Origin of the sequence: Fictibacillus iocasae (assembly GCF_042665465.1) — a bacterium.
Classification (GTDB): Bacteria; Bacillota; Bacilli; order Bacillales; family Fictibacillaceae; genus Fictibacillus; species Fictibacillus iocasae.
Window position 1 is genome coordinate 21,185 of sequence record NZ_JBHTCP010000040.1, and the last position, 8,161, is coordinate 29,345.

General features: G+C 34.5%; 11 protein-coding genes. 8 read left to right on the forward strand and 3 right to left on the reverse strand.

Going from position 1 to position 8,161, the window contains the following annotated elements; genetic code table 11:
* Positions 1-69: 69 nt before the first annotated feature.
* The 3 genes from ACFQPF_RS12235 to ACFQPF_RS12245 all read right to left on the reverse strand — a co-directional run bounded on the left by ACFQPF_RS12235 (position 70) and on the right by ACFQPF_RS12245 (position 3,015).
* Complete coding sequence (locus tag ACFQPF_RS12235; RefSeq protein WP_379750022.1) at positions 70-1,035, reverse strand: hypothetical protein; 966 nt, start codon at positions 1,033-1,035, stop codon at positions 70-72.
* Between the two features lie 1,243 nt (positions 1,036-2,278).
* Positions 2,279-2,458, reverse strand: a complete 180-nt coding sequence (locus tag ACFQPF_RS12240) for a hypothetical protein (RefSeq protein ID WP_379750023.1) — start codon at positions 2,456-2,458, stop codon at positions 2,279-2,281.
* Entirely contained in the window at positions 2,455-3,015 is a 561-nt protein-coding gene (locus tag ACFQPF_RS12245) for a recombinase family protein (RefSeq protein ID WP_379750024.1), read from the reverse strand. The genes ACFQPF_RS12240 and ACFQPF_RS12245 overlap by 4 nt, the downstream gene beginning before the upstream one ends.
* A 778-nt stretch (positions 3,016-3,793) precedes the next feature.
* Between ACFQPF_RS12245 and ACFQPF_RS12250 the strand changes: the two genes are divergently transcribed.
* The 8 genes from ACFQPF_RS12250 (at position 3,794) to ACFQPF_RS12285 (ending at position 8,009) form a co-directional block, all read left to right on the forward strand.
* Complete coding sequence (locus ACFQPF_RS12250; RefSeq protein ID WP_379750025.1) at positions 3,794-4,051, forward strand: helix-turn-helix domain-containing protein; 258 nt, start codon at positions 3,794-3,796, stop codon at positions 4,049-4,051.
* Positions 4,051-4,479 (forward strand): hypothetical protein, encoded by a 429-nt coding sequence (locus ACFQPF_RS12255; RefSeq protein ID WP_379750026.1) that lies wholly within the window; start codon positions 4,051-4,053, stop codon positions 4,477-4,479. Before ACFQPF_RS12250 ends, ACFQPF_RS12255 begins: the two co-directional genes overlap by 1 nt.
* Before the next feature lie 15 nt (positions 4,480-4,494).
* Positions 4,495-4,947 (forward strand): phBC6A51 family helix-turn-helix protein, encoded by a 453-nt coding sequence (locus tag ACFQPF_RS12260; protein ID WP_379750027.1) that lies wholly within the window; start codon positions 4,495-4,497, stop codon positions 4,945-4,947.
* Between the two features lie 15 nt (positions 4,948-4,962).
* A complete protein-coding gene (locus ACFQPF_RS12265) occupies positions 4,963-5,202 on the forward strand; it encodes a hypothetical protein (RefSeq protein ID WP_379750028.1) in 240 nt (79 codons plus the stop codon).
* Position 5,203: 1 nt separating this feature from the next.
* A complete protein-coding gene (locus ACFQPF_RS12270) occupies positions 5,204-5,851 on the forward strand; it encodes a hypothetical protein (protein WP_379750029.1) in 648 nt (215 codons plus the stop codon).
* A gap of 206 nt (positions 5,852-6,057) precedes the next feature.
* Complete coding sequence (locus ACFQPF_RS12275; RefSeq protein ID WP_379750030.1) at positions 6,058-6,477, forward strand: hypothetical protein; 420 nt, start codon at positions 6,058-6,060, stop codon at positions 6,475-6,477.
* 141 nt (positions 6,478-6,618) lie between these two features.
* A complete protein-coding gene (locus ACFQPF_RS12280) occupies positions 6,619-7,497 on the forward strand; it encodes a hypothetical protein (RefSeq protein WP_379750031.1) in 879 nt (292 codons plus the stop codon).
* 50 nt (positions 7,498-7,547) lie between these two features.
* A complete protein-coding gene (locus tag ACFQPF_RS12285) occupies positions 7,548-8,009 on the forward strand; it encodes a protein NO VEIN domain-containing protein (protein WP_379750032.1) in 462 nt (153 codons plus the stop codon).
* Positions 8,010-8,161: the final 152 nt, after the last annotated feature.

An 8,161-nucleotide genomic window follows, 5' to 3' on the forward strand; every position in this document is an offset into this window, starting at 1 on the left:
GATAAACTTCTTTATCGGTTAGTTTCACGTTGTACATAATCAAAAGTTCCTTTCCTATAATCAATTATATTATTTGATGTGAAGCAGTTCTTCAGGTATGCCGGTTATACCCTTATTAGTCATTAAGCGAACAGCGGTATCCCTGAAATGAATTAATAATGCCGGATTGGGTGCTTTACTGCTTCTGTACACAACAAACGGATTTACAAGGATATGTGATACAAAGGCATTTTGTTGTATGGTGAACACTGGTAAACCTTTCAGCATCACTTTAAACAGTTTCTTCTTCAAGTCATTCGAACGGCTGAAACCAAACATTTCAGCAAGTTCATTTATTGTAAGTGGTTCACACGTATTTAAATCATTTCCAGGATGCTTACAAAGAATGTTTGCTTCAGGATGAATGTAAGGAAGCACCATGAACAATGTATAAAGGTTGTTTGGTGTATGTACGGCTTTACCTTTTTCATTCTTTTCTTTGTACAGTTCCCTTACTTGCATATCAAACGTTTTTACAAGGTTCTTTTCTTTTTGTGCTGATGATGAAGGTTTACCTTTAAAGTGATATTTACTATTCCACTTCAAGTAAATCTTGCTTTTACCTTTAATCTCTTCTGAAAGGATTCCGGTTTCAACAAGCTTGTTATAGAAGTTGTAAAACTCTTTCTTATTCTTAATTTCAAGCAGTTCCTGAAGCCTGTTCTTCAAAATGAAGTTACCGTTATCATGCCGTAAATAACTTCCTTGTTCCTGATAAGTCACGAAAGTTCCAAGAAACATAATCCTTGTTTTTTCAGCTGGTGTGAAACGCTGGTCTTGGTTCAGTTCTTTAATTGTGCTGGATAACGTAAAGGTAAATCTTCCGGCAAGTTCCTCAAACAATTCTTTGTTTTCTTTGCCACGTAAATATGCTTTCTTGTTTGCTTCTTTTTCCATACTGATAATCGTGTATTGTTCATTATCAGGTACAAATCTTCCATCAACTATTTCTCCATTTTCATCGGGCATTCTTGCCGGTATAATCCCCATAACCATATGTATCATCCTTTTCAAGTTAAGTATCAGAAAGGAATGGTTGCAGATTTTCGCAGCTATCACTTTTCTGTACTTATAGGGATTTGAAAAAGGGTGAAAGTAAGACGTTATTTATTGAAAAATAGAATTGTCATGCTTTATGTCATGCTGTTCTTGCAAAAAATGCACCGTTTTGTAACCTGAAAACAAGCACACCAACTTGAAAATGTCATGTTTGCGGTAGATTTTACCCTTAAACAGCCAAATTTGCGGTAGATTTTACCCTTTGAAAAAACGCTTTAACCCTTGTGGCTGTAAGGGTAAAGGCACTTTTTGTTGATTCTGTCCTTCTATTCTTATTGTGTCTTAAAGAACTTCTGAACAATAAGTATTAGATGAAAGATAAGAGATATTGCTTCACTTCGTTACGCAAGGGAAGGAAAACCACCTTCCCCATATTAGATAAAACCAGTAATGCTTTGTTTGGTACTCTGAACAATAAAGAAGTAATTCCGGCTATTATTCAGAAACAATATTTATATAGTTTGTTTTTTTAATAGCTTGGAGAACCGTAAGGTTCGACAAGGTGCGAAGCACAAATAACGGTTAGTTAATAATTTATACAGGTGAATACAGTGAAGCTAATACCATTCAAGTTAAAGTTTACTTGCAGCTGTACTTATTAATATTTAAATACTCGTCTGAAATAAGTGGAAAGATTGTTTAGGGTATGAAGGGGTAAGTGGTAAAAACGGTATTGAATTGGTGTTTTTGAAAGGTGGGAAAGTGGTTAATTTCAGCATGTAACAAACCTTGCACGTGGAAAAGAAAATAAGCAGCTACTATTTTTACTTACACAGACAAAAGAACCAGCATCCACATAAGGTTTCCACTGGTTCTTTCGTATATCAATCTTTTATTCTTGTTTGTACTTCAGCTAGTTTAGTTGTGAAGAACAGTTTGTAAATGGTATTACCTTTGTCAGTTATTACGTTGTTGAATAGGTATTCAGCTTCTAATGTTCTGTATTCGTTATCAATTATGTAGGTGGGTGCATCAACTTCGCTGCTTTTTTCTAAAGCATCAATCATTTCCTTAATAGGCAGAACACTATCATATACAGCTTCTCATAATACTTCTTGGGTGTAGGTATCCACAAACTGCATAGTAAACATATATCAACCACCTTTATGTAAGATATTTCAAGTATAACCTGAAAGGATAAGTATGGTAAATATTTCTTTGTAAAAAAGAACCAGTTTTTTTACACCAGTTCTTCATACGATTCCACTTCAATAAACGGAATATATTCTTCTGTTTGATAGTTTTCAGTAAGCCAAAAGCCATGTTCTTCAACTTCAGTAATTTCACCTGAATAGTGAGTACCGGCATATACCTTTACATTCATTCCTTCTTGAATATTAATGTTCAACTTTTGCTTCATTTGCCGTCACGCTTCTTCAGGTATCGGTGTAATGTCATACGTGATACACCAATCTTTTCTGAAGCTTCTTTTATGTTCATTTTCTCATTATCAATCAGGTACATTGCGTATTCAATTTGCGAATAATCCACTGCTTTTCTGCCAATCTGTTTACCCTTCTTTTTGGCAATTTCCAAACCTTCCTTTGTTCTTTCTGAAATAAGGTCACGTTCAAATTGTGCCAAACCTGAAAACATTGTAAACATAAGTGTTCCTTGTGGTGTAGTGGTATCTAACCAGCTTTCTTTAAGTGATTTAAGATGTACACCTTTTTCTTTAAATAAGGTTACCAGTTCAATCAAATCTTTTGTGCTTCTTGATAACCGTGTAAGGTCAGTAATAATTACCGTGTCACCGGTTCTTAATTGTTCCAGCAACTTATTTAATTGTGGTCTGTCCTTCTTGGTTCCGGTTATCTTCTCAAAAAATACCTTTTCAGCACCGGCATTCAAAAGTGCTTCTTCCTGTCTATCAAGGTTTTGTTCAACTGTACTTACACGCATATAACCAAATATCATTGTGTACCATTCCCTTTGATTAAGTATCTGTTGTAAGTGTAACAAAAAGGGTTGTTTTAGTAAAGTGTTACAAATTGTTTTTGTTACACACTTTTGTTACACGACAAACAGCGTTATATCAAGGAACAGACAAAGGAAGTTTTGACGTAACTTTAACGAACGATATTGTTACACGTTGTATGTTACCTGAAGAATACCGAACCATTAAACGGCAAACAGTGGAGAAGCTTGTATAAGCTTGTTATTCAGCTTGTGTTAGGTCTGAAGCATCGTTCAATACTTACCATTCAGGAATAGAACTGATTGATTGTGAAGCGTTCAATGGCTTCTGAACAAATAATGATACCCACCCATACGGGGGGAAGGGGGTAGGTATTTGCTGTTTTTAGCGATTAAACTAGATACGCCATATTTTTGATGCTGTATATTTCCTTAAAACTTCTGTTGGTTCAGGCGGTATGTCAGGAAACAGTGACAAATCAAATTGAAATACCGGCAGAAATAATTATAAAAATTTTTTAGCTGTTAGATATTTTCTATTTGTCTTACTTCCGGTTCTGTTTGCGTACCTAATATATGAAAAGTTCTATACGTGTTGAAACGATAAAGTACACTGAAAGCTTTTCAAAAAATATCTTGTTGTGTAATTCAAGATGATTATCCGTTTCCCTTCTGAAGCAATTCAGGGTGGGGTGTATAGGGTGCTGGTTATTGCCGGCATCCTTTTTATTTACTTTAAAATGAATAAATTATTCACGTATACATGGGGTGAAAGCATATGAACAAAGACTTGATTAAGCATTTAAGAAGTATTACTAATCTATCACAAACGGAACTTGCTGAACGTGTTGGTGTGCATCAAACGATTATCAGCAGAGTTGAAAATGGTTCGATACCACTTCAGCCGAAAACAGAAAAAGCATTGCTGCGTGTGTTTGGTGAAGAAGGTGTTGGTGGACAAGATATCGTACTGCTACATTCTATTTTTGAAAGCAGAAAGATGAAACAAGTAAAGAAAGATTGGAAGGGTATTTGATGCAGATGAAAGCTGAAGAAAGAAAGTCACATGACAACATTAAGCAGAACCTTCAATACATAGGAAGAAGCTTGCTGGATGATACGTACAAAGAACAATCTGCAATCCTAGCATTACTTGCCACTGAAACATTGGAACTTATCAGAAATATGAAGATGTTCTATGAAGTGCCGTATTCCAGTGAGAATCATACAAATCACTTTTATACCTACACGTTAAAAGCGAAACAAGAAAAATCAAAGCTTATAGCGGTTATGGAAGAAATTCAAAGAGAACTATCAATCAACAAAACAAATGTAAAGCGTGTGCTGGTACTGGTACAAGGTATGCTTCAGACAAACCTTTACAAGAACCGTGTACAGGCTTCACTTGATAAGTGGAAGAACACCACGACCTTCTCAACAAAACTTCAGCTTATTTATATTTAAAGGGGATGCAAAGAAATGGATGAACAAAAACAAATACCAGTTCCTTCAGGTATTTCCGAGGAACAAGCAAGACTTGCAAAACTATATGTCATGGAACGGCATCAATCAGGTATAAGTGTTGGTGATTTTTGCAGTAAACACGGTATATCCACTGCCACATGGTACGGCGAAAGCTATATGAAGAATCCAGTGTTTGAAAGCTATTTGACAGCACTTGGTGGAACTGTTGTGAGTGCTGATGAACAAGAAGCATATCAGATTGTAAAACAAAAGATAATGCAGATGGCAACGAAACAAAGTGCTGGTGTGAAGGAAATTCAGTTGTTCCTTGAAAACTTTTCGCACGTTGTTGAAGCTGATAAACAAGAAAGAATGAAAGAACTTGGTATTGTGCCGGAACATGAGAAGGGACAGTTTAAAACAGTTGAAGAACGCAAAGCATCATTGCTTGCACGATTAAAAGGATAATGGGGGATATGGCACATGAATAGTTATCAATTGATTTCACAAGGGTACGAAGCTGAACGGCAGAAGCGTGAAGCAATCAAACAAGCTGATATTAAGAACCAGCATGAGAAGGAAGCTATGCAGAAGGAACAAGAAGCTGAAAGGCATACAAACACACCTGAAGTTTCTGAAATGCCTTTAGAAGAACAAGTAAAGCTTCTATCAATGGCAGTGCTTGAACTAACTGAAAAACTTAATGGAAAAGGGATGGAATAATATGACACTATTGAATAAACTTGAAGGATTATTTGTAAAGGTAGATACAGTTGAAGAATCATATCTGAAAGCAATGGAACAACGTGAACAGGCTTTACTTGAACTACAATTGGAACTGAAAGATAGAGAAGCAACATACCGTGATGTACACAAGCTGGCTATGCTTGGACAGGTTTCAGAAAAAGTATATGAAGCTGAAAAGGCAAAGTTTGAAAAGTTAAAGCAAAAGGTTGCAGAAGCACACAAAGAATTACAGCTAATTCAGGAATATAAAACTGAAGATGTACATTCCATTCTTGCAGAACTTGAAGCTGAACGTGGGAAATATGGCAAAGAAAAACAATCTGAAATTCGTGCAATCCAAAATGAACTTCTTGAAGCGAAACTTGCGTACCTTTCCAAGATGGCAGAATCAAAGGTAAAGTATGATGCGATTGTTTCACCACAAAGAAAGCTGGATGCACTGAAGATAAAGCTTGGTATGAAACAAACAAGTTACGTATCAGATGCTTATGAAGCATTAAACCTTGTTTCGGTTGGTGATGGTGGTCATATCAGCCTGTTGCCTGAACGTAAAGAACTTCATGATGCTTTAGCATACGGAAGAAAACCGGAACAGCTTGAACGCTTTGTAAAAGGTAACAAGTAACATGGCTTTCTTGCTTGGTGTGTTCTTTGTATTTGCAATCAGTTCATTCGATATGTACGTAATCAATTGAATATTAATTTTCAAACCCTTATTAGAACCCTTTATTGTTCCTGTATTGGAATAGTAAAGGGTTCTTTTTTTTGCTTAGAATTAAGCAATTTTGTTTACTGATTTTTCCTTTATACTGACTTATTGAGGTGATGGGATTGAAAGAAATAACTAAAGAACGAATAAAGAAAATAAAAGGAATGGACACTGACTTAATATCATTATCGTTAATAACGGCAAATGAATTAATGTGGTCGTTGGATAGGATTATTGATAGAAAAATTAAATACTTTGTTAATGAAGTGGATAAAAATGTCCGTAATAAAAAATGGTCGGAAGAAATTAAAGAGTGGCTTTCTGAACTAGGGGAAAGCATAAGCAGCGATTACTTAATCATAGAAAAAAGAATCAATTTGTCTAAAGAATTGATTTTTTATTTAGGCTTTGATGGAAACGATGAAGTTATTGAAGATATTATTGACGAATTTGTAATGTCATGCGAATCAAGAAAAGACATTAACCAGCTTAAACGGAAGTTGATAAAAGAAGCATTGGAATTAGATGATTTGTGGCGGTAGGTCAGGACAAAAGTAACTGCAACACAGGCTTCACCAGCAACATGTCTTTATTACTTTTTAATCAATAGGTATTCTTTAAAATGTATGTATGGTAAAATAATCCATATGAGAGGCTATACTTTATAATGGGGGTTGGAGTTATTGGAAACAAAAGAAGTTCTAGCTGCTGAATTTATTGCAAAATGGCTTACTGATAATAGTAATCAGATAATAAATTCCTTTTTAACTTATTATGAAGATAGTTCATTGTCTAACATGCGTAGTAACGTATATAAAATGCTGTATAGCGAGATAAAGAAAAATGAAGTTTCCAAAGTGAATTTTGAAGATTATCGAAATATCTTTCCTGATAAGAATAAAAAACTTACTTCTCAAGAAAGTTATAGAAATAGTTTTTTTAAGTACTTATATTCATTTGACCACATGGAGTTACCTTTTGGATTTGAAACTATATTCCCGCCTAAAGATTATCTGATACGGCATTTTGAAAGGTTAAAGATACGCGAACCAAAGAAGATACTTGAAAAAGAAAGAAAAATCCTTACTATTGAAGAACTGACTTCAATCCAAAATGTAATTGAAGCGGATTCTACTAAACTTGAAACACTAAAAATGCAGTTCTGTTGGTATGCAATATTTGAACTTGGTATTGATATAAATGAACTTAGGCACTCAATTAATAGTAATAATTTTGATGAAGGGGTACTGCATACAAAAGATGCTACTTATAAGCTTCCTGTTAAATTTCACGATATGTTTATACGATTGAGTGAACGTGACAGTAATTATAATGGCTTTTATACTTTAGATATCCTTTTAAAGAATCTTGGTGAGTATGCAAAGCTAGAACGTAAGCTACTGCCAATTATGGTTAAGCTAACAAGAAAAGGTTATTTGGTGCCATGTGGTAATTGCGGAGAGAACTACACTAATCTATCTTATAACTGGCTTTCAGTAAATAACCGCATCATTTGTGTAGACTGTGCAGAAACGTTAAAAAAAAAGTCGATTTTGAAGTAACAGTCTCAAGTATTGAAAACACGGACATTCATGAGATTGAACAAGAACAGTTGTCTGTACTTTACGCATATGATGATTTAAAGCGTGATATTCAGAAGAAACCAATAGATTTTTTAAAGCTTCATCAATTACAAATTGAAATTGGTAAGCTTGGTGAAGCTTATGTTTATAAAGAAGAAAGCAAGAAGTTAAAAGGCACCAAGTTCCTTCAAATGATTGATGAAAAGAAAGCGTTAGTTCCTTCAAATGGTTATGATATTCTTTCGTTCACACGTGATGGTAAACCCTTGCATATAGAAGTTAAAGCAACATCAGGCAAAGAAAATGTATTTTATCTATCAAGGCACGAATGGAAAACTGCTGAAAGGATGAAAAAAGAAGGTTTAACTTATGTTGTTTATTTTATAAAAGAGATTATGTCCGATAATCCTATTCTTACGGAAATTAACGATATCACTTCAAATAAGGAATATAATTTTGAAGAATATGGTTACAAAGTTACAAAAGCATAAATAAATAGAAGGTTAGAATACCGCAACTGGTTACTTAATTGTAGCCGGTTTTTTTCTGTGAAAATAATTAAATCCATAGCTCTTTTGTATACGGATCTTTTTGAAAGGTAATCCTTAAAATATCCTAAAAAGCCAATAAGAAAGCTAAGCTA